This is a genomic window from Streptomyces phyllanthi, assembly GCF_009377205.1.
GTDB lineage: Bacteria > Actinomycetota > Actinomycetes > Streptomycetales > Streptomycetaceae > Streptomyces > Streptomyces phyllanthi.
Genome location: NZ_VJZE01000128.1, coordinates 1 through 20,745, shown reverse-complemented (window position 1 = coordinate 20,745; position 20,745 = coordinate 1). Strand labels below are relative to the sequence as shown.

Here is a 20,745-nt window from a genome sequence, read left to right as displayed (position 1 = left end):
AGTTGTGTATAAGAGACAGCGCTCCTCCGTCTGATCGCGCGCCGCTCGGCCGCCGTACTCGCCCTGCCCTCCGTCGAAGCGACCGAGGTGAGCGGGACGAGCGGGACGAGCGGGACGAGCGGGGCGAGCGAACCGACGGGCAGCGCTTCCGGCGACGCCCCTCTGTCCGGCACCGCTGAGCGGCCGGAAGGAACCACGCGGCGCCGGTTCCTGGTCCTGGGATCAACCGCCGGAGTCCTGGCGGCGGGCGGTACGGCGGCCTGGTGGACCACACTGCGCCCGAACGGTACGGCCACGCCACCCACCGGCGCACGGCTCCCCCGGCTGGTCGTCGCCCTGCAGGCCGATCTGACAGGCAGCCGGAAGACGACGGGCCGGGCCCAGGAGAACGGCGTCCGGCTCGCGGTCGAACATTTCAACTCCCGCACCGGCCGCGGCTTCGACCTGGCACTCCAGGTCCACGACGACGCGGGGAGCGCGGCAAAGGCGGTACGGGTCGCGAAGCGGCTGGCGGACGACGAACGGGTCCTCGCGGTACTCGGGCCGACCACCGACGCCTGCGCGCAGGCCGTCCTCGGCCAGTACCAGAAGGCCCTGCTCGCCATGGTCTGCGTATCGGTCGGGCTCGGCAACGTGCCCGCGAGCAGCGAGCGGGTGTTCGCGGCCACGCGCCCTCCGGACGACACCCTCGCCGCGCCGATCGTCGCGTACCTCGTGCGCACCGCCAAGGCTCGCGCGCGTGTGCTGATCGACGACGAGGCCGAGGGCGACTTCAGCTGGGAGATCTGCACGCGCGTCAGCGAGGCCACGCGGTCCACGCCGGGCACCACGAGCCGGCGCACCCTCGCCGCCGGCGACGACTCGGCCGACGCCTTCCGTGCCCTCGCCGAGGAGGTGACGGACTCCGGCGCGGACGCGGTGGTGTTCGGGGGCGGGTACGCGCGTGCCGCGAAGCTGGCCCGTGCGCTGCGGTCGGCCGGCTACTCCGGTGCCAGGCTGGCCACCCAGCGCGCGTTCGACCCCCGCTTCCTCACGTCGGCGGGCGCCGCGGCCGAGGGCTGGGTGTTCTCCACCGCCTTCCTCGACCCGACCCGCGTGACGTCCGCGAAGTCCTTCGTCGCCGCCTACCGCGAACGGTTCGACGGCGTGGCACCGCCCTGGTACGCCGCCGAGGCCTATGAGGCGACGCTCTTCCTCGCCCGTGCCATGACGGCGCCGGGCGCGTCGGGCGCGGAGCGGGGAGCGATCGTGCGCCGGCTCCGGGAAACCGACTACCGGGGCATCACCAAGAGACTGCGCTACACGGCCTCGAGCACTGTCTACAACCTCGACGGCCTGTATCTCTTCAGGAGTTCCGACGGCCGTTTCCGCTATCTCGGCCAGTATGAGGACTTCACGGCATGACTGGGTGCCGCGCCCAGAATACTCGGTAACTCCCTCACGACCGGAGAGGGCAACCGGGTCACATTCGATCCGCACTGTGGATGAATACCGGGCTTCGGGCCGTGAACCCGAGGTGAACCCGCGATGCACAAACCCTGTCCAAAACACCCGGGGACTTTCGGGGGTGGATGCTTGATCGGGATGATCGTGGGGTGCACCGTCCGGTTTTCGAGGAGAAACACAGTATGGCCACGGTCGACCCTCGTGGAATAGCCGGGAATCACTCCGGAAAGGAAGCTGCTGCCCCCGCAGGTCCCGTCGAGGTCCGCTTTCTGCGGCCGGGTGATGTCGAGGCTCTCCTCACGCTGGAGCAGGCGAAGTGGGACGGGGACCAGGCGGCCGGCCGGGCGGAGCTGGCCGCCCGCATCGAAGCGTACCCGCGGTTGAGCATAGGGGCGTTCGAGGTGGCGAGCGGGGCGGCACTCGCCTCGCTGTTCATGAAACCGATCACGGCCGAACAGCTGCGTTCGGCAGCCGCCTGGGCCGACTGCGCCCGGGTGGAGACGCCTGTTCCGGCAGCCACCGGGTCCCTGTTCGGAATCAGTCTGAGCAGTGTCGACGCGGACGCGGTGACCGCCGTCTTCGAGTTCTTCTGGCCGTACGCACTCAAACACGGCTGGCGTGATATCTATCTCGGTTCCCCGATGCCCGGCCTCCGGGCGTGGAAACGCGCCCATCCCGACACACCGGTGGACGTATATATGCGGGAGAGACGTCATGGCCTCCCCCGGGACCCACAGCTGCGCTATTACCACAACAAGGGGTTCAAGGACATTGTCTGCTGTAAGCCCGAATATTTTCCGCACGCCGCGTCACTCGATCACGGGTCCATACTCCGCGGGCACATACCACTGTCCGCGGCTGCTCCGCTGTGGCGCCTTGTGCCGCTGTCGTGGCTGAAGCAGATGCGGCGACTTCTTTTCCGGCTGGTGTAGACATCCATGAGCACCGAGCACTCCGTCGTCATCGGAGCGGGCATGGCCGGGCTGCTGACCGCAGCGGTGATCGGGGCGACCGGCCGCGCGGTCACCGTCCTCGAACAGGACCAGGACCAGGACCAAGGCCAGGGCCAGGACCAGGACCAGGGCCAGGGACAGGGCCCCGGAAAAGGACAGGTTCAGGGTGTGCCCATGCCGCGCGGTGGTGTCCCGCAGGGCCGTCAGCCGCATGTGCTGCTGCACCAGGGGCTGTCGGCGATCGAAGAGCTCCTTCCGGGGCTGCGCGGGGAGTTGATCGCCGCGGGTGGGGTGCCGCTGGACACGGGCGATCTGGCGTGGCTGGGCGAACGTGGATGGGCTCCGTTCGGCACACCCGCTTTCGAGTTGGTCTCCGCCTCCCGGCCGTTGGTCGAGTACCTGGTCAGACGGCGTGTCGCGGAGTTGCCGGGGGTTGAGCTGCGCGACGGCGCGCGGGTGCGCGGGCTGAGCCGTACGGCCAACGGCACTGGACCCGGCACCGGCACCGCGGCGGGCGGTCGGTGGCTCGTCGAGTGCTTCGACGCCTCGCCCGTCGGAGCCGACCTCGTCGTCGATGCCTCCGGGCGCAGCTCCCGACTGCCCGACTGGTTGGGGCCGTTGGGGATCGAACAACCCGCGACCACCGTCGTCGACGCCGGGTTCGGCTACGCGGGCCGGGTCTACGCCGCCCCGCCCGACCATCTCGGCCATGTCGCGGGCATCGTCATGCTTCCGGTTCCGGGGGCACCGGCCGGGGGCGTGGCACTGCCCGTCGAGGGCGGACGCTGGCTCGTCGCGGCGGTGGGCGCCGAGAATCACCGGCCGCCACGCGACCCAGCCGGTTTCGACGCCTTCCTGAGCGGGCTACGGGACCCGGCGCTCGCTGACTTCACCCGCCGCGCCCACGCGCTCGGCGACATCACCGTGCACCGCCGCACCCACAACGTGCGTCGCCGCTACGACCGCCTGCCGCACTGGCCGGACGGGCTCCTGGTCATGGGGGACGCGCTGTGCGCCTTCAACCCGGTCTACGGCCAGGGCATCACGGTCGCCGCCACCCAGGCCCTGCTTCTGCGGCAAGCACTGGCCACGGGCACGCGACCGGGATGGGAGCGGAGGCTGATCCGCCGGCTCCACCGGGCCGCGGACCTCCCCTGGGCCATCGCGACCGGCGAGGACCTGCGCCACATCGGCGACGACGCCCCGGTATCAGCGCTGGACACGCTGTTCGGCCGCTGGTCGGGCGAGGTGGACCGACTCGCGGCCCACGGCAACCTGAGGGCCCAGCGCGCCCTGGACCGCGTCTATCACCTCGTCGGCTCACCGGCGGGCCTCCTTCACCCGGCCCTCCTCGCCGCCGCCGTCCGGGGCCGCCTCCTCGGCCTGCCCGCCCCGGCTCCCCGGCCACCACTCGCCACCTCGCGGTGATACCCGGGCGCGGCACGTGAGCGGGACCGAGGCCGGGTGGATCGTCAAGTGTTCTCACGACGCGACGAGTTCACCCACTCTGTGACACCCGAGTGCTGGGCGCGCATGTGCGGCAGAACGAGCTGGGCCAGGCGCATCGCGTCGGCGGGCCCGGTCGTCGCACGCGGCCATCAGCAGTTCGGCCAGGAACCCGCGATACGACATCCGGTACCGGGCGGCGGCTTCGGCCAGTTCGGGGAACTGGGTCCGGATGGTGGGCAGCCAGAGCATGCGGCATGCCTGGTCGACGGCGGCGGTCGCGGCCTGACGCGGGGTGGGGTGACGCACGAGGGCCGCGACGCGGTGGCGCGGGCCATCGCGTCGCGGACCGGGCTTCCGACCCGGGCCGGCCTACCGGTCCGTGGCCGGCCCCGGCGCCCTGAGTGGCCGTCTCCGGCCGATCCCCTCAGGCCTTCCGGCCCACCCCTCCGTGCTGCCCGATCGCCACAGGAGCCGCGTCGCCTGCGTCCGGGCGCCACAGCGGTACCGAGACGACCCCCGGCTCCACGAGTTCCAGGCCGTCGAAGAACGCGGCGATCTTGTCCACGGGCCGCAGGAAGTACGGGACCGCGCCGGTCTCGTTGTAGGCGTCCTGCGCCTGCTCGTAGTCCGGGTCGGTGCCGCGGGAGCCGTCGTTGATGCACAGGTAGCTGCCGGACGGCAGGGCGTCCATGAGCGTGCCGACGATCGAGCGCGCCTTGTCGTAGTCGCCGACGTGGCCCAGGATGCCGCTGAGGATCAGGGCGGTGGGCCGGGACAGGTCCAGCGTCTCGGCCGCCGCCGCCAGGATGCGGTCCGGGTCGAACAGGTTGGCGTCCACGTAGGCGGTCGCCCCCTCCGGGGAGGAGTAGAGCAGGGCGCGGGCGTGCGCGAGGACCAGGGGGTCGTTGTCGACGTAGACGATCCGCGACTCCGGCGCGAACCGCTGGGCGACCTCGTGGGTGTTGTCCACGGTCGGCAGGCCGGTGCCGACGTCCAGGAACTGCCGGACGCCCGCCTCGGTGACGAGGTGGCGGATGCTGCGGCCGAGGAAGGCGCGGCTGCTGCGGGCGATGGTCACGATGCCGGGGAAGACGGCGGTGTACGCGTCGCCGGCCTCCTCGTCCACGGGGTAGTTGTCCTTGCCGCCGAGCCAGTAGTTCCAGATCCTGGCCGAGTGCGGGACCGAGGTGTCGATCTTCCGCTTCGCCGTGGGTCCGGGCGTGGTCGCGTGGTCGGTCATGGGCTCCTACTCCTCAGCCGAGGCGTGAACTGTGACGGACAAGCTGGAGGCCAAGGTCGCCTGCGCGCACACCAGTTCGCGCTTTGAACGCCAGTTGTCACGTGGCTGAATCCTATGCCCCCTCAGGCACATGTCGCCCGCATACCCGCACACATGTGACCGGCCGGAAAGCGATGTCACGCCCTCAGAGGTCCGCGAACCGGTCCCGCAGCTCCCGCTTGAGGATCTTCCCGCTCGCGTTACGGGGCAGTTCGTCCACGAACAGGATCTTTTTCGGTGCCTTGAAGGGGGCCAGGTTCTCGCGGGCGTGGGCGAGGAGGTCGGCCTCGCTGACCTCGCCGCGGGGGACGACCACGGCGGTCACGGCCTCGATCCACTTCTCGTCGGGCAGACCGATCACCGCGACCTCGGCGACCCGCTCGTGTGTGTAGAGCGCGTCCTCGATCTGGCGTGAAGCGACCAGTACGCCACCGGAGTTGATGACGTCCTTCACCCGGTCCACGATCGTGAAGTACCCCTCGGCGTCCCGCACGGCGAGGTCCCCGGAGTGGAACCAGCCGTCGCGGAAGGCCGCAGACGTCTCGTCCGGCTTCTCCCAGTAGCCCTCGCACAGCTGCGGCGACCGGTAGACGATCTCACCCCGCTCGCCGTCGGGCACGTCCTCGCCGGACTCGTCGACGAGCCGCGCCTCGACGAACAGCACGGGCCGGCCGCAGGAGTCCATCCGCCCCTTGTGCTCGTACGGTCCGAGGACCATGGACAGGGGGCCGATCTCGCTCTGGCCGAAGCAGTTGTAGAAGGCCAGCTTGGGCAGCCGTTCCTTCAGCCGCTCCAGGACCGGGACGGGCATGATCGACGCGCCGTAGTACGCCTTGCGCAGTCCGCCCAGGTCGCGGGTGGCGAAGTCGGGGCGGTTGGACAGGCCGATCCACACGGTGGGCGGGGCGAACACGCTGTCCGCGCGGCCCGTCTCGATCAGGTCGAGGAGCGTGTCGCCGTCGGGTGCGTCCAGGATGACGTTCTCGGCGCCCACGGCGAGGTACGGCACCAGGAAGACATGCATCTGCGCCGAGTGGTACAGCGGCAGCGCGTGCACGGGCCGGTCGCCCGCCTGGAGGTCGAGGGCGGCGATCGCGCTCAGGTACTCGTGCACCAGCGCCCGGTGCGTCATCATCGCGCCCTTGGGGAGCGCGGTGGTGCCCGAGGTGTACAGCAGCTGCGTCAGATCCTCGGCCCGCGGTTCCTCTCCGTCGTACGGGGCCGCCGTGGCGAGCCGGGCGAGCAGCGAGTCGTCGGCGTCACGCAGGGGCAGGGTCCGTACGGTGCCGGGCAGCCGGTCCGCCAGGTCCGGGTCGGTGAGGACGAACGTACTGCCGGACTGGTCGAGGATGTACGCGAGGTCGTCACCGGTCAGGTTGTGGTTGACCGGGACATGGACCAGTCCGGCGCGGGCGCAGGCCAGGAAGGCGATCAGATACGCGTCCGAGTTGCGGCCGTAGGCGCCGACGCGGTCACCGGGTGCGAGACCGGTGTCGCGCAGGACCCGGGCGGCGCGGGAGACCGCGTCCTCCAGCTCCTCGTAGGTCCAGGACCGGTCGCCGTAGCGGACCGCGACGCGGGCGGGTGTCCGCCGGGCGCTGCGCCGCAGCACCCCGTCCACCGTCACACTGCGACCGGCCGCCACCGTCATGTCCCGCTCCTTCGTCTGTCCCGTCCCTGGCGTGATCCTCGTCGCGCCGCGTGAGCGGGGTCAAGCGCGCCGCGCACAAGGGCCGAAGCCGGTGCACATGGCCTGAAGCGGATCAACCCCGGAGCGACTCGGACGTACGCACAGGCATCGGAACTTACCCGTGGTTACGCTCAACGCACCCTTTACTCAAGGATGTTGGGAGACACACGTTGCCCACCCGTCTGAGACAGCTCGTCGTCGCGGCCGCGGTCCTGTTCACCGCCGCCGCGTCCCTCCCGGCCGCTGCGGCCGACGACCGGGGCCGCCAGGAGCGCCCCTCGCACGGTGGTCTGTCCGCCGTCATCCGCTACACCGAGTACGGCATCCCGCACATCCTCGCCAAGGACTACGCGGACCTGGGCTTCGGCGAGGGCTGGGCGCAGGCCGCCGACGAGGTGTGCACGCTCGCCGACGGATTCGTGACCCTGCGCGGTGAGCGTTCCCGTCACTTCGGCGCCGACGCGGCGGCCGACGGCTCGCTGTCCGCGGCCAGGACCAACCTCACCAGCGACCTGTACTTCCGTGGGGTCCGCGAGACGCGCACGGTGGAGAAGCTGCTCGCCGAGCCCGCGCCCCGGGGCCCGAGCCGGAAGGTCCGGGACATGATGCGCGGCTGGGCGGCCGGCTACAACGCCTGGCTGAAGCAGAACAGGATCACCGACCCCGCCTGCAAGGACGCGTCCTGGGTCCGGCCGGTCAGCGAGCTCGACGTGGCCACCCGTGGATACGCGATCGCCGTGATCGCCGGCGAGGGACGCTTCGCGGAAACGATCAGCGCCGCGCAGCCGCCGGCCGGATCCGCCACGGCCACCGGCTCCCCGTCCGCCCGGTCCGCCCGCACCCCGGACGCGAAGGCCGTGGCGGAGGCGGCCTTCGACCTGTGGGGCGAAGCCGGGATGGGCTCCAACGCGGTCGCCTTCCGCGGCGACACGACGGCGAACGGGCGCGGTCTGCTGCTCGGCAACCCGCACTATCCCTGGGAGGGCGGACGCAGGTTCTGGCAGTCGCAGCAGACCATCCCCGGCGAACTGAACGTCTCGGGTGGCTCCCTGCTCGGTACTCCGGCGATCTCCATAGGGTTCAACGCACATGTGGCGTGGAGCCACACCGTCTCGACCGGCATTCCGGCCAGTCTCCACCAGCTGACGCTGGATCCGGCCGATCCGACGACCTACCTCGTGGACGGCGAGCCGGAGCACATGACGAAGCGGACCGTGACGGTCGCGGTGAAGGACGGCGCTCCGGTGACCCGCACCCAGTGGTGGACCCGCTACGGCCCGGTCGTCACCTCCCTCAGCTCCCAGGTCCCGCTGCCGTGGACCACCACGACGGCGTACGCGCTGTACGACCCCAACGCGGTCAATCTCCGCTTCGCGGACACCTCGCTCGGCTTCAGCAAGGCGCGGAGCACGGACGACGTCCTGAAGTCCCTGGCGCGGCACCAGGGCATCCCCTGGGTGAACACGATCGCCGCCGACCGCGAGGGGCACGCCCTCTACACCCAGTCGCAGGTGGTCCCCCGGATCACCGACGAGCTGGCGGCCCGCTGTTCGACGGCGCTCGGCAGAACCACCTATCCGGCGTCCGGGGTCGCGGTCCTCGACGGCTCGCGCGGCGACTGTGCCCTCGGCAGCGACCCCGACGCCGTTCGGCCGGGCATCTTCGGCCCCGCACGGATGCCGACGCTGAAGAACGCGCCGTACGTGGAGAACTCGAACGACAGCGCGTGGCTGGCCAACGCCGACCGGCCGATCACCGGGTACGAACGGGTCTTCGGCCCGGTCGGCACCCAGCCCGGTCTGCGCACCCGCGGCGGCGTCGAGGACGTGGCGGCGATGGCCGAGCGGGGCGGTCTGACCGTACGGGACCTGCAACGGCAGCAGTTCGCCAACCGGGCGCCCGCAGGTGATCTCGCCGCGCAGGACGTGGCGCGGGCGTGTGCCGCGCTGCCCGGCGGTACGGCGACGGGCAGTGACGCAAAGGCCGTCGACGTGTCGGAGGCGTGCGGGGTGCTGAAGGCATGGGACCGCACCATGGACACCGACAGCCGGGGAGCGCTGCTCTTCGACCGGTTCTGGCGGAGGCTGACCCAGCAGGTGCCCCCGGCCCAGCTGTGGAAGGTGCCGTTCTCGGTGGCCGACCCGGTCCGCACGCCCCACACGCTGAACACGGACGCGCCCGGCTTCGCCACGGCCCTCGCCGACACGGTGGCGGAACTGCGGGCCGCGGGCATCGCGCCGGACGCGAAGCTCGGCGCCCACCAGTTCGTGGTCCGCGGCGGCGAGCGCCTTGCGATGCCGGGCGGCTCGGGGCGGCTCGGGGTGTGGAACGTCCTGGAACCGACGTGGGACGCGGCGGGCGGCGGCTACACGGAGGTGCCGTTCGGCTCCAGCCACCTCCAGGCGGTGGGCTGGGACGACGGCCGCTGCCCGGTGGCCCGCACCCTCCTGACGTACTCCCAGTCCTCGAACCCGGACTCGCCGCACCACAGCGACCAGACGCGGTTGTTCTCCGGTGAGAAGTGGGTGACGTCGCGCTTCTGCGAGAAGGACATCCTGTCCTCCCCGAAGCTCAGGGTGGTCCGGGTGGGCGAACACCGCTGACGTGACCGAGCGCCGTACACGGGTGTGGTGCCGTCCCACAGGGGGCGGCACCACACCCGTCACCTGTCCGACAGGGCGTCAGACCGCCCTGGCCCGGCCTTCCCAGTACGGCTCGCGCAGCCGTCGTTTGTAGAGCTTGCCGTTGGGGTCGCGGGGCATCGTGTCGATGAAGTCGACGCTCTTGGGCCGCTTGTAGCCGGCGAGTTGGCGGGCGCAGTGGCCGAGGATCTCGGCGGACAGGGCCGGACCCGGTACGAATCCCGGGGCGGGCTCGACCACGGCCTTGACCTCCTCGCCCCAGTCGTCGTGGGGGATGCCGAAGGCGGCCGCGTCGGCGACGGCGGGGTGGGTGAGGAGAGCGGCCTCGATCTCGGCCGGGTAGATGTTGACGCCTCCGGAGATGATCAGGTCGATCTTGCGGTCGCGGAGGAAGAGATAGCCGTCCTCGTCGAGGTAGCCGAGGTCACCGACGGTGAAGAAGTCGCCGATGCGGTTCTTGCGGGTCTTGGTCTCGTCCTTGTGGTACGAGAATCCGCCGGTGCTCATCTTCAGGTAGACGGTGCCGAGTTCACCGGGCCCCAGCCGGTTGCCGGCGTCGTCGAAGACCGCCAGTTCGCTGATCGGCCAGGCCTTGCCGACGGTGCCGGGCTTCTTCAGCCAGTCCTCGGCGGTGGCGAAGGCCCCGCCGCCCTCGCTGGCCGCGTAGTACTCCTCGACGCTGTTCCCCCACCAGTCGATCATGGCCCGTTTCACATGGTCGGGGCAGGGGGCGGCGCCGTGGATGGCGTGCCGCATGGACGACACGTCGTACGACTGCCTTGTGTGGTCCGGCAGGGCGAGGAGCCGGTGGAACTGCGTGGGGACCATATGGGTGTGCGTGCACTGGTGAGTGTCGATGAGGCGGAGCATCTCCTCGGGTGTCCACTTGTCCATGAGCACCAGCCGGTGCCCGATGTGCAGGGACGCGCCCGCGAACTGCAGGACCGCCGTGTGGTAGAGCGGTGAGCACACCAGGTGCACGTTGCCGTCGTACGGCTTGATGCCGAAGATGCCGAGGAAGCCGCCGAGGTACGACTCCTCGGGGAGCTTTCCGGGCAGTGGGCGGCGGATGCCCCGGGGACGGCCGGTGGTGCCCGAGGTGTAGTTCATGACCCAGCCGAGGGTGCGGCCGGGGGGCGCCGACTCGGCCTGTCCGTCGAGGAGTTCCCCGTACGGCCGGAAGCCCTCGACCGTGCCGACCGCGTACCGGTGGCTGTCGGGGAGCTTGGCCTCGTCGGCGGCGTGCCGCGCGGCCTCGGCGAACCGCTCGTGGGCGATCAGCACCTTGGCGCCCGAGTCGGAGACGATCCAGGCGATCTCCGGGCCCACTAGATGGTGGTTGACGGGCACGAGGTAGAGCCCGGCCTGGGTGGCGGCCAGATACGCGGTGAGGAACTCCACCCCGTTGGGCAGGACGACCGCGAAGGCGTCGCCGCGCTCCAGTCCGGCCGCGCGCAGCCCGTGGACGAGGCGGTTGGCGGCGGCGTGCAGGCGTCCGGCGGTCCACTCCTCACCGTCGGGCGCGACGAGGACGGTGCGGTCGGGCTCGACGGTGGCCTGGGCCCAGAAGCCGTGGGGGGCTCGGCTCACTGTCCGTCACTCCTTCCGGCGATCCGGTTGATGCGGTCGACGGCCTTCTCGAAACCGCGTGTGAGGTCGTCGAAGACCGCCTGGACGCTGCGTTCGCTGGTCATCCGGCCGACGATCTGCCCGACCGGGGTGCCGAGCAGCGGTTCCACCTCGTACTTCTGGATCCGGGAGACGGCCTCGGCGCAGAGCAGCCCCTGGAGGGGCATGGGGAGCGCGCCGGGTCCGTCCGGGTCGTCCCAGGCGTCGGTCCATTCGGTACGGAGCTGACGTGCGGGTTTTCCGGTGAGGGCGCGGGAGCGGACGGTGTCGCCCGATCCGGCGGCGAGCAGCTTCTCGATCAGCCTGGGTGAGGGGAGCTCGGCCTCGGTGGTGGTCAGCCATAGGGAGCCCAGCCACACACCCTGGGCGCCGAGGGCCAGGGCGGCCGCCACCTGCTGTCCGCTGCCGATGCCGCCCGCGGCCAGGACGGGCAACGGGTCGACGGCGTCCACGACTTCGGGGGTGAGCACCATGGAGGCGATCTCGCCGGTGTGGCCGCCGGCCTCGTAACCCTGCGCGACGACGATGTCGATGCCCGCGTCCGCGTGTTTACGGGCGTGCCGGGCGCTGCCGGCGAGCGCGGCGATGAGCACGTCCTGCTCGTGGGCGCGGTCGATGACATCGGCGGGCGGTGAGCCGAGGGCGTTGGCGAGCAGCCTGATCGGGTAGTCGAAGGCGACGTCGAGCTGGGTGCGGGCGACCTGTTCCATCCAGCCGGTGATGCGCCAGCCGGAGGCCTCGCCCTCGGCGAGTTCGGGCACGCCGTACTTGGCGAGGGTGTCCTTGACGAACTGCCGGTGCCCCTCCGGGATCATCGCCTCCACATCGGCCTCGGTCACACCCTCGACCTTCTTGGCCGGCATGACGACGTCCAGGCCGTAGGGCTTGCCGTCGACGTGGGCCTGGATCCAGTCGAGATCGCGTTTGAGGTCGTCGGGGGCCGTGTAGCGGACCGCGCCGAGCACCCCGAAGCCCCCGGCCCGGCTGATGGCCGCGGCGACGGCGGGGAACGGCGTGAAGCCGAAGACGGCGTGCTCGACTCCCAGTTTCTTGCTCAGCTCCGTCTGCATGGGCGCAGGATGCCGCAGTACTCCGGACGAGGGAAGACCTTTTCTGATGCTCCGTCAGATTTCTCGCGGCACGGCCGCGACACGGCCGGCCGACATGGTCAGGGGTGGTTGACACCTCCCATCCCTGACACAAAAGTTTCATCCCACAAGGCTGAGCCGGAAAGAAATTTTCAGTCGGTGCGGTAGCGGGAGGCCGGGTTCGATGACCGAAGACGCAGCGGACAGAGCGGCGAGCGGGCTGTCCCGCCGCCGACTGGGAAAACACGCACTGGCCTTGGGCGGCGCCCTGACCATCGCCCCCTTCCCGGCGGGACCGGCCGAGGCCGCCCCGCCCCCGGCAAGCCACCCCACGCTGCGGCACGGATCGGCCGAAAGCGCCGGACTGCTCCCCTCGCACCTGCGCCGGCTCGTCGCCGACGCCAAGAGGTTTCTCGGCCCCTCCCCCGCACACCCCTGGTACGCGGGCGCCGTCCTGCTGGCCGGGCGCGGCGGAACCGTGGCCCTGCACCGCCCGATCGGCAAGGCGGTGCGCTACTCGGCGTACGACGAGACGACCGACACGGGGGTCGAGTTCCCCGTCGACCGGCAGATCGCGATGGCCAGGAACACCGTCTTCGACCTCGCCTCGGTCTCCAAGCTGTTCACCTCCCTTCTCGCCGTGCAGCAGATCGAGCGGGGCGCGCTGAAGCTGGAGGGGAAGGTAGCCTCGTACATCCCGGAGTTCGCGGGCGCGGGGAAGCAGGACGTCACGGTCCGTCAGCTCCTCACCCACACCTCGGGTTTCCGGGCCTGGATCCCGCTGTACAACGCGCCGACCCGCGAGGAGAAGCTCCGGCTCATCTGGAACGAGGCGCCGGTCAGCCCGCCCGGCACCGCCTACCTCTACTCGGATCTGAACATGATCTCCCTGCAGCTCGTGCTGGAGAAGATCACCGGTCGCACCCTGGACGCACTGCTCCGCAGCGAGATCACCGCTCCGCTCGGCCTGCACGACACCCGCTACAACCCGCCCGCCTCCTGGAAGCCGAGGATCGCCGCGACCGAGGACGCGCGAAAGCCCTGGTCGGGGCTGGATCGGGGACTCGTCTGGGGCGAGGTGCACGACGAGAACGCCTTCAGCTTCGGTGGCGTGGCGGGCCACGCGGGGGTGTTCTCCAGCGCGTGGGACCTCGCGGTCCTCGGCCGTACGCTGCTCAACGGCGGCGTGTACGGCAAGGCCCGTATCCTCCGGCCGAAGTCGGTGGAGCTGATGTTCACCGACTTCAACACCGCGTTCCCCGGCCACGCGCACGGTCTCGGCTTCGAGCTCCACCAGCACTGGTACATGGGCGCGATGGCCACCCCGCGTACCGCGGGGCACACCGGCTTCACCGGTACCTCACTGGTCCTCGACCCGACGACCGACTCGTTCCTGGTCGTCCTCGGCAACTCGGTGCACCCGGTGCGCAGCTGGCGCTCCGGCTCGGCACCCCGCGTCGCCGCCGGCGACAATCTCGCGCGGGCCGTCGCCGTACGCCCCGCCCGCGGCCGTACGTCCTGGTTCTCGGGCATGGCGAACGCCACGACGGCCACCCTCACCCTGCCGCCGCTCGACACGACCGGTGACGCTCCCCGGTTGCGCTGCGATCTGTGGTGGGACACCGAGCCGCAGCTGGACGCCCTGTTCCTGGAGGCCTCCGTGGACGGCGGCGGCAGCTGGCAGGCCGTCCCGTTCACGACCGTGCGGGCTGGTGAGCAGCCCCAGCGGCATCCGGCCGGCTCGGTCACCGGCTGGTCGGGCCGGGTCTGGCACCGGCTCACCGCGGCCCTCCCCAAGGGCACCGGGACCGTCGTGCGCTGGCGCTACACGACGAACCCGTTGTACGTGGGCCGGGGCGCGTATGTCGACGGGCTGCGGGTCAGGACCGAGAAGGGCGTCCTCTTCGACGAGATGCGCCCGGCGGACGCCAGGCGCATCAGGGCCGCGGGCTGGACCGCGTCGTCCACGTGACCGGCGCGGTCCGGTCCGGCTCCGCGGTCGGTGGGCCGCTACTCGTTGAACACGGCCTTCTGGACGTCGTTCGGCCCGTCGAAACGGTCCTCCTTCATACCGCTCAGGCGGCTGACGACCTTGTCGTCGGCCTTGTTCTTGCGGGCACGTTCGACGAGGTGCTTCTTGTCCGTCGGGTACTCCGCGCCTCTGAGGGCCTTCTGGACATCGGTCGGGCTGAGGTCGGCCATGGAAGCCTCCCTTGGGTGCGCCGACCGCGCGCTCCCGGAGGAGTGGGCGGCCGTGATGTACAGAATCACGCACCTTCCGCGGTACCCCTCCGGACGCGAGGCATGCAGAGGGACGGCCAGGTCAGGACGGAAACTCCGGGGCCTCCAGCACCGCCATCGCCGCGTTGTGGCCGGGCACCCCGCTGACCCCGCCGCCGCGCACCGCCCCCGCACCGCACAGCAGGACGTTCGGGTGCCGGGTCTCCACGCCCCAGCGGCCGGTTCCCTCCTGGGCGTACGGCCAGGCAAGCTCGCGGTGGAAGATGTTGCCGCCGGGCAGCCGCAGGTCGCGCTCCAGGTCGAGCGGGGTCCTGGCCTCGACGCAGGGGCGACCGTCGGCGTCGGTGGCCAGACAGTCGGCGATCGGCTCGGCGAGGTACGCGTCCAGCTGCGCGAGTGTCGACTTCAGCAGTTCTTCGCGGACCGCGTCGTTGTCGTGGGCGAAGAGCCGGGCGGGTGTGTGCAGGCCGAACAGGGTGAGCGTCTGGTAGCCCCGGTCTGCCAGGTCCGGGCCGAGGATGGTCGGGTCGGTGAGCGAGTGGCAGTAGATCTCCGAGGGGGGTGCCTCGGGCAGCGCTCCGGCCGCCGCCCGGGCGTGCGCGGCCGCCAGCTGCTTGTACCCCTCCGCGATGTGGAAGGTCCCGGCGAACGCCTCGCGGGGGTCCACCGAGCCGTCACGCAGCTTCGGCAGCCGGGTGAGCAGCATGTTCACCTTGAGCTGTGCGCCCTCGGCTGGGGCGGACTGCTCGTCTCCGGTGAGGGCGGCGAGCTCCCTCGGTGAGGCGTTCACCAGCACATGGCGGGCGGCGACCACGCCCTGTCCGTCCCGCGTGCGGTAGGTGATCTCGGCGGCGCGTCCGTCGGTGTCGATCCGCACCGCCTCGTGCCCGGTGGCGAGCAGGGCGCCCGCGCCCGTCGCCGCCGTCGCCAGCGCGTCCGTGAGCGCGCCCATGCCGCCGACCGGGACGTCCCAGGCTCCCGTGCCGCCGCCGATCACGTGGTAGAGGAAGCAGCGGTTCTGCGGCAGGGCGGGGTCGTGGGCGTCGGCGAAGGTACCGATCAGAGCATCGGTGAGGACCACACCGCGGACCAGGTCGTCCGTGAAGCGCTCCTCGATCGCCACACCGATCGGTTCCTCGAAGAGCGTCCGCCAGGCGTCCTCGTCGTCGACGCGGACGCGCAGTTCGGCGCGGGTGGGAAGCGGCTCTGTGAGGGTGGGGAACACCCGCTGGGCGACGTGGCCCGTCATGCCGTAGAAGCGCTGCCAGGCCTCGTACTCGCGGTCCGAGCCGGTCAGCCGCGCGAACGCCTCCCGCGTGCGACGGTCACCACCGCCCACGAGAAGTCCGGTGGGGCGCCCATCGCGTTCGACGGGCGTGTACGAGGAGATCGTGCGCCCGCGCACCCGGAAGTCCAGGTTCAGGTCCCGGACGATCTTCCGGGGCAGCAGGCTGACCAGGTACGAGTAGCGCGACAGCCGTGCGTCGACCCCGGCGAACGGCCGGGTGGACACGGCGGCGCCCCCGGTGTTCCCCAGCCGTTCCAGCACGAGCACGGACCGGCCGGCGCGGGCGAGATAGGCGGCGGCGACCAGCCCGTTGTGGCCCCCGCCGACGATCACGACGTCGTACGACCGGCGCCCCTCACGTACGGCTCCCTCATGGACTGGCGTGGCTCGTGGCATGGCTCTTGGTAACACGCGGTGATGTGGGTCGGCCAGAGGTGCCGGGCAGGTGGCCCAGCCGGTGCCGGAAACCCCGGGGGCTGTCAGTGGCCGCCCGTCGCCCGCCGCTGCCGCAGCACCGCCACCCTGCGGTACAGCTCCACCGCCTCCGGACCACGGCCGAGCTGCTCCAGGCAGTGGGCCTCGTCGTTACGGCTGGCGAGGGCGTCGTGGTGGTCGGCGCCGAGGACGCGTTCCCGGGCGTCGGCCACGCGGCGGTACTCGGTGAGGGCGTCGGCCCAGCGACCGAGCCAGCCGAGGCCCACGGCGACCTCGCGTCGGCTGACCAGGGTGTCCGGGTGATCGGGGCCGAGGACGCGCTCGCGGAGGGCGCACACCTCGCGGGACTCGGCGAGGGCTTCCTCCCAGCGGCCGAGCCGGCCGAGGTTCACGCCGAGGCCGTGGCGGGCTCGGAGGGTCTCGGGGTGGACGGGGCCGTCGACGCGGGTACGGTCGTCGACCAGGGCGCGGTAGAGCGTGAGGGCGTCGGCGCTGCGGCCGAGTCTGCCGAGGCCGATACCGACCTCGTAGCGGGCCGCGAGGGCGTCCGGGTGGTCGGGGCCGAGGGCCTGGGCGCGGCTCTCGGCGACGTCCCGGTACATTCGCAGGGCCTCCGGCCAGCGTCCCAACTGGCCGAGGAGGTAGGCGACCTCGTACCGGGTGACGAGTGTGTCGGGGTGGTTCGGGCCGAGGACCCGGGCGCGGGCGTCGGCCACGTCGGACGCCGTCTCGTACGACTCCTCCAGGCGCCCGAGCCGGCTGAGGTTGAGGGCCAGGTTGTGGCGGCAGCGCAGGGTGTCGGGGTGGTCGGGACCCAGGGCGCGGGCGCGTCCGGCAAGGACGGTCGTGTACGCCTGGTGCGCCTCGAAGTGACGGCCCAGCCGGCCCAGCACGTACGCCATGTCGTGCCGGGTGGCGAGAGTGTCGGGGTGGTCGGGGCCGAGCACCCGCTCCCGGCCCCGGGCGACGTGCGTGTACTCGCGCAGGGCGTCGGCGGGCCGGCCGGTGCGGCTGAGGGTCAGGCCGACCTGGTGGCGGCTGGCGAGGGTGTCGGGGTGGTCGGGACCGAGGACGTGCTCGCGTTCGGCGGCGACCGCGCGGTGCACCTCGCCCGCCTCCGTCCAGCGGCCGAGCCGACCGAGGCTGAGGCCCGCGGTGTGCCGCCCCGCCAGGGCGGCGACCACCTCCGGTGGCGGGGTGGGGCGTTCGGCGAGTACGGGCTCCTCCACGCGGCCGGTGGAGGGGCGGGCGATCCAGTCGCCGGTGAGGCCGGCCGAGGGGTCCGGAGGGGTGGTGCGCAGTCCTCTGCCCGCCGCCTTGTGACCGGTGGTCATGCCGCGGGTCCAGGACGGCAGGCGCGGTTCACGGGACGGAGGCTGTTCGGGGCGTGACGGCGCGGAGAGGTGCGAGCGGGCCGGTGGGCCGGCGGCCGCTGACACGACCGTGGGCACATGGGCGTACGCCGTCCGGCTCTCGCGGATGCGGCGCCCCAGCTCACGGGCGTCGTGCGGTCGTTCGTCCGGTTCCTTGGCGAGCAGGTCCAGGATGATCCGCTCGACCTCCTCGGGCAGTTCGGCCCGGTGGCTGCGCGGCGGCTCCGGTGGGGTGTCGCGATGGCCGACGAGGACCGCCCACGCGTCCTCGAGGTCGAACGGCGGTACCCCGGTGGCGATCTCGTACAGCACGCACCCGAACGAGTACAGGTCGCTGCGGTGGTCGACCTGGTCGCCGCCGATCTGCTCCGGCGACATGTAGTGCGGCGTGCCCATCGCGATGCCGGTGCCGGTGAGCCGGGACGTGAAGCCGATGTCGGTGCCGAGGCGGGCTATGCCGAAGTCGCAGATCTTCACGGTGCCGTCGGTGAGCAGCATGATGTTCGCGGGCTTCAGATCGCGGTGCACGATGCCCTGCTGGTGGGTGTAGGCGAGGGCGGAGGCCGCCTGGTCGGCGATCTCGACGATGTCGTCGAGAGGTAACGGGTGGTGCTTGTTGCCTTCCAGGAGCTGGCTGAGGTTGCTGCCCTCCAGCAGCTCCATGACGAGGTACAGCACCCCGTCGGCCTCGCCGAAGTCGTGGACCACCGTCACCCCGCGGTGCTGGAGGGCGGCGGCCACGCGGGCCTCGCGCCGGAACCGCTCCCGCAGCACACGCGTGAAGGCCGGATCGTGCTCGGTGTTGAGGGGCTTGAGGCACTTCACGGCGACGTGCCGTCCCAGTGACTCGTCTCTGGCCCGCCACACCTCGCCCATCCCGCCGCGCCCGATCAGGTCGAGCAGCCGGTACCGGCCCTGGATCAGCCTGGTGTCCCCCATCGCCTGCGATCGCCCCCGTGTGTCCGGCTCCGCCCTCCCCTGGCTCGTCCAGTATGGCGAGCTATCGCCCGACTTTGTACGGTGCCGGGCGCGAGCCGGGGCCCAGCCGTCGCATGGCTCGGATGATGTGTTTGGGCGGGAGTTGCCAGCGCAGACCTGCGGGAACGCAGCGCAGCAGGGTGCCGGTGAGACACAGGCGGCGGGCCACCACAGCCGGTGACGGGGCCGGTCTGCCGTACAACTCGTGGGCGTATGGCGGCAGGGAGGCGTATGCCAGGTTCGCCACGCGCCGCCACAGCAGGGCGCGCGCCGGGACGAGCGACCGGGGTACGGGCGGCCGGAGCAGGAAGTCGTCGACCTCCCGCGCCTCGGTCCGGGCGGCCAGCTCCGGCCGCACCTTTTCGAAATACGCTGCCAACTCGACCTGGTCGCACGGGACTTCGCCAGGATCCAGGCCGACCAGGCGGGCGCTGACGCGTTGTTCGGCGATGTACCGGTCGGCCGCGGCGTCCGTCAGGGGGAACCCCGAGTGCCGCTGCACGTGCAGATAGGAGTCGATCTCGGCGCAGTGCACCCACAGCAGGAGCTCCGGCTCGTCGACCGGGTACCGCTCCCCCGTGTCGGGGTCGGTCGCCGAGAGCCTGCTGTGGATCCGGCGGATACGGGCGCCCGCCTTCTCCGCGGCCTCGGTGGTGCCGTAGGTGATCGTGCCGACGAAGTCGGCGGTGCGCATCAGCCGGCCCCAGGCGTCGTGCCGGAAGTCGGAGTTCTGTATGACCCCGCGCACCGCCCGCGGGTGGAGCGCCTGGAGATACAGCGCCCGGATGCCGGCCACCCACATCATGGGGTCACCGTGCGTCTGCCAGGTCACCGAGTCCGGGCCGAACAGCCCAGGGTCACCTGTTCGAATGGCCTCCACGGGGTCAGCCTAACGGCGTACGCGTGGCATCCCCAGGCCGATCCACGAGATGATCTCGCGCTGGATCTCGTTGTTGCCGCCACCGAAAGTGAAGATCACGGCCGAGCGGTAGCCGCGTTCCAGTTCGCCGTGGAGCACCGCACCCGCCGAGCCCTCCTTCAGGGCTCCCGCCGCGGCGACGACCTCCATGAGCCAGGCGTAGGCGTCACGGCGTGCCTCGGAGCCGTAGACCTTGACGGCGGAGGCGTCCTGGGGGGTGAGGGTGCCCTCCTGGAGGGAGTTCACCATCTGCCAGTTGAGGAGCTTCATCGCGTCGAGCCTGGTGTGGGTCCGGGCGAGGCGTCCGCGCACCCACGACAGGTCGATCACGCGGCGGCCGTCGGCGAGCTTGGTCTCCATGGCCCAGCGCTGCACGTTGTGCAGGGAGCGGATCGCCATGGTGCCGTGGGCGGCGAGGGTGACGCGTTCGTGGTTGAGCTGGTTGGTGATGAGGCGCCAGCCCTTGTTCTCCTCGCCGACACGGCGGGAGACGGGGACACGGATGTTCTCGTAGTAGCTGGCGGTGGTGTCGTGCGAGGCGAGCGTGTTGATCAACGTGCAGGAGTAGCCGGGGTCGGACGTGGGGACCAGGAGCATGGTGATGCCCTTGTGGGGCGGGGCGTCCGGGTCGGTGCGGACGGCGAGCCACACCCAGTCCGCCGTGTCGCCGTTGGTCGTCCAGATCTTCTGACCGTTCACGACGTACTCGTCGCCGTCCCGGACCGCGCGGGTTCTGAGCGCGGCCAGGTCGGTGCCCGCGTCGGGCTCGCTGTAGCCGATCGCGAAGTCGATCTCGCCGGAGAGGATGCGCGGCAGGAAGTACGCCTTCTGCTCGTCGCTGCCGAACTGCATGATCGTCGGGCCGACCGTGTTGAGCGCCATCAGGGGCAGCGGGACGCCCGCCTGGGCCGCCTCGTCGAAGAAGATGAACTGTTCCATGGGGGTCAGCCCGCGTCCCCCGTACTCCTTCGGCCAGCCCACACCGAGCCAGCCGTCGGCGCCGAGACGGCGGATGGTCTCGCGGTAGAACCGCTTCTGGGCGGCCGGGTCGGCGTACCGGGCGTAGGCGTTGTCCGGGACCAACTCGGCGAAGTAGGCGCGCAGTTCGGTGCGCAGACGCTGCTGCTCGGGCGTGTATTCCAGATGCACGGCGTTCGCCTCCTGGCTCCCCAAGGCCGGACCTGACGGCGCACACCGTAGAACGTGTTACAGAAATTGGGAACATGCGGGGCGTTCAGCCGAAGCAGGCTGGACGTTCCGTGGCCGTGCGGGACTCCGGGGCGTACGGGCCTGGCTTGTTCCGCCCCCGCCGCCCCTGCCCGTCCCATCCCCAGG

General features: G+C 71.3%; 14 protein-coding genes and 1 pseudogene. 5 read left to right on the top strand and 10 right to left on the bottom strand.

The window, feature by feature from the left end; all coding sequences use genetic code 11:
* Window positions 1-87: 87 nt before the first annotated feature.
* From FNH04_RS19615 to FNH04_RS19605, 3 genes are all read left to right on the top strand, one after another.
* Entirely contained in the window at window positions 88-1,404 is a 1,317-nt protein-coding gene (locus FNH04_RS19615) for a branched-chain amino acid ABC transporter substrate-binding protein (protein WP_194236739.1), read from the top strand.
* A 224-nt stretch (window positions 1,405-1,628) separates the two neighbouring features.
* Window positions 1,629-2,378 (top strand): hypothetical protein, encoded by a 750-nt coding sequence (locus FNH04_RS19610; RefSeq protein WP_152786004.1) that lies wholly within the window; start codon window positions 1,629-1,631, stop codon window positions 2,376-2,378.
* A gap of 6 nt (window positions 2,379-2,384) precedes the next feature.
* Window positions 2,385-3,827 (top strand): FAD-dependent oxidoreductase, encoded by a 1,443-nt coding sequence (locus FNH04_RS19605; protein WP_152786002.1) that lies wholly within the window; start codon window positions 2,385-2,387, stop codon window positions 3,825-3,827.
* A 138-nt stretch (window positions 3,828-3,965) separates the two neighbouring features.
* Here the strand turns inward: FNH04_RS19605 and FNH04_RS47765 are convergent.
* From FNH04_RS47765 to FNH04_RS19590, 3 genes and pseudogenes are all read right to left on the bottom strand, one after another.
* Window positions 3,966-4,154 (bottom strand): annotated as a pseudogene (locus FNH04_RS47765) (IS21-like element helper ATPase IstB); the annotation flags it as partial.
* A gap of 118 nt (window positions 4,155-4,272) precedes the next feature.
* The gene (locus FNH04_RS19595; protein ID WP_152786000.1) at window positions 4,273-5,088 is read right to left on the bottom strand and encodes an SAM-dependent methyltransferase; all 816 of its coding nucleotides are present in this window, start codon (window positions 5,086-5,088) and stop codon (window positions 4,273-4,275) included.
* Window positions 5,089-5,272: 184 nt separating this feature from the next.
* A complete protein-coding gene (locus FNH04_RS19590) occupies window positions 5,273-6,778 on the bottom strand; it encodes an acyl-CoA synthetase (RefSeq protein ID WP_152785998.1) in 1,506 nt (501 codons plus the stop codon).
* A 209-nt stretch (window positions 6,779-6,987) separates the two neighbouring features.
* Here FNH04_RS19590 and FNH04_RS19585 point away from each other — a divergent pair, with 209 nt between their 5' ends.
* Window positions 6,988-9,420: an acylase gene (locus FNH04_RS19585; RefSeq protein WP_152785996.1), complete on the top strand. Its 2,433-nt coding sequence runs from the start codon at window positions 6,988-6,990 to the stop codon at window positions 9,418-9,420.
* Between the two features lie 78 nt (window positions 9,421-9,498).
* Here the strand turns inward: FNH04_RS19585 and FNH04_RS19580 are convergent, their stop codons facing one another.
* Window positions 9,499-11,049, bottom strand: a complete 1,551-nt coding sequence (locus tag FNH04_RS19580) for an acyl-CoA synthetase (RefSeq protein WP_322723316.1) — start codon at window positions 11,047-11,049, stop codon at window positions 9,499-9,501.
* On the bottom strand, window positions 11,046-12,158 hold the full coding sequence (locus FNH04_RS19575; RefSeq protein WP_152785994.1) for an NAD(P)H-dependent flavin oxidoreductase: 1,113 nt from the start codon (window positions 12,156-12,158) through the stop codon (window positions 11,046-11,048). The genes FNH04_RS19580 and FNH04_RS19575 overlap by 4 nt, the downstream gene beginning before the upstream one ends.
* A 202-nt stretch (window positions 12,159-12,360) precedes the next feature.
* Here FNH04_RS19575 and FNH04_RS19570 point away from each other — a divergent pair, with 202 nt between their 5' ends.
* A complete protein-coding gene (locus FNH04_RS19570) occupies window positions 12,361-14,148 on the top strand; it encodes a serine hydrolase domain-containing protein (RefSeq protein WP_152785992.1) in 1,788 nt (595 codons plus the stop codon).
* A gap of 38 nt (window positions 14,149-14,186) precedes the next feature.
* Here FNH04_RS19570 and FNH04_RS19565 read toward each other — a convergent pair whose 3' ends face one another.
* The 5 genes from FNH04_RS19565 to FNH04_RS19545 all read right to left on the bottom strand — a co-directional run bounded on the left by FNH04_RS19565 (window position 14,187) and on the right by FNH04_RS19545 (window position 20,559).
* Complete coding sequence (locus tag FNH04_RS19565; protein WP_152785990.1) at window positions 14,187-14,378, bottom strand: DUF2795 domain-containing protein; 192 nt, start codon at window positions 14,376-14,378, stop codon at window positions 14,187-14,189.
* Between the two features lie 121 nt (window positions 14,379-14,499).
* Window positions 14,500-16,101: a phytoene desaturase family protein gene (locus tag FNH04_RS19560; RefSeq protein ID WP_152785988.1), complete on the bottom strand. Its 1,602-nt coding sequence runs from the start codon at window positions 16,099-16,101 to the stop codon at window positions 14,500-14,502.
* 83 nt (window positions 16,102-16,184) lie between these two features.
* The gene (locus FNH04_RS19555) at window positions 16,185-18,452 is read right to left on the bottom strand and encodes a serine/threonine-protein kinase (RefSeq protein WP_152785986.1); all 2,268 of its coding nucleotides are present in this window, start codon (window positions 18,450-18,452) and stop codon (window positions 16,185-16,187) included.
* A 61-nt stretch (window positions 18,453-18,513) separates the two neighbouring features.
* Window positions 18,514-19,371: an oxygenase MpaB family protein gene (locus tag FNH04_RS19550; protein ID WP_322723315.1), complete on the bottom strand. Its 858-nt coding sequence runs from the start codon at window positions 19,369-19,371 to the stop codon at window positions 18,514-18,516.
* Window positions 19,372-19,380: 9 nt separating this feature from the next.
* Window positions 19,381-20,559, bottom strand: a complete 1,179-nt coding sequence (locus tag FNH04_RS19545) for an acyl-CoA dehydrogenase family protein (RefSeq protein WP_322723314.1) — start codon at window positions 20,557-20,559, stop codon at window positions 19,381-19,383.
* Window positions 20,560-20,745: the final 186 nt, after the last annotated feature.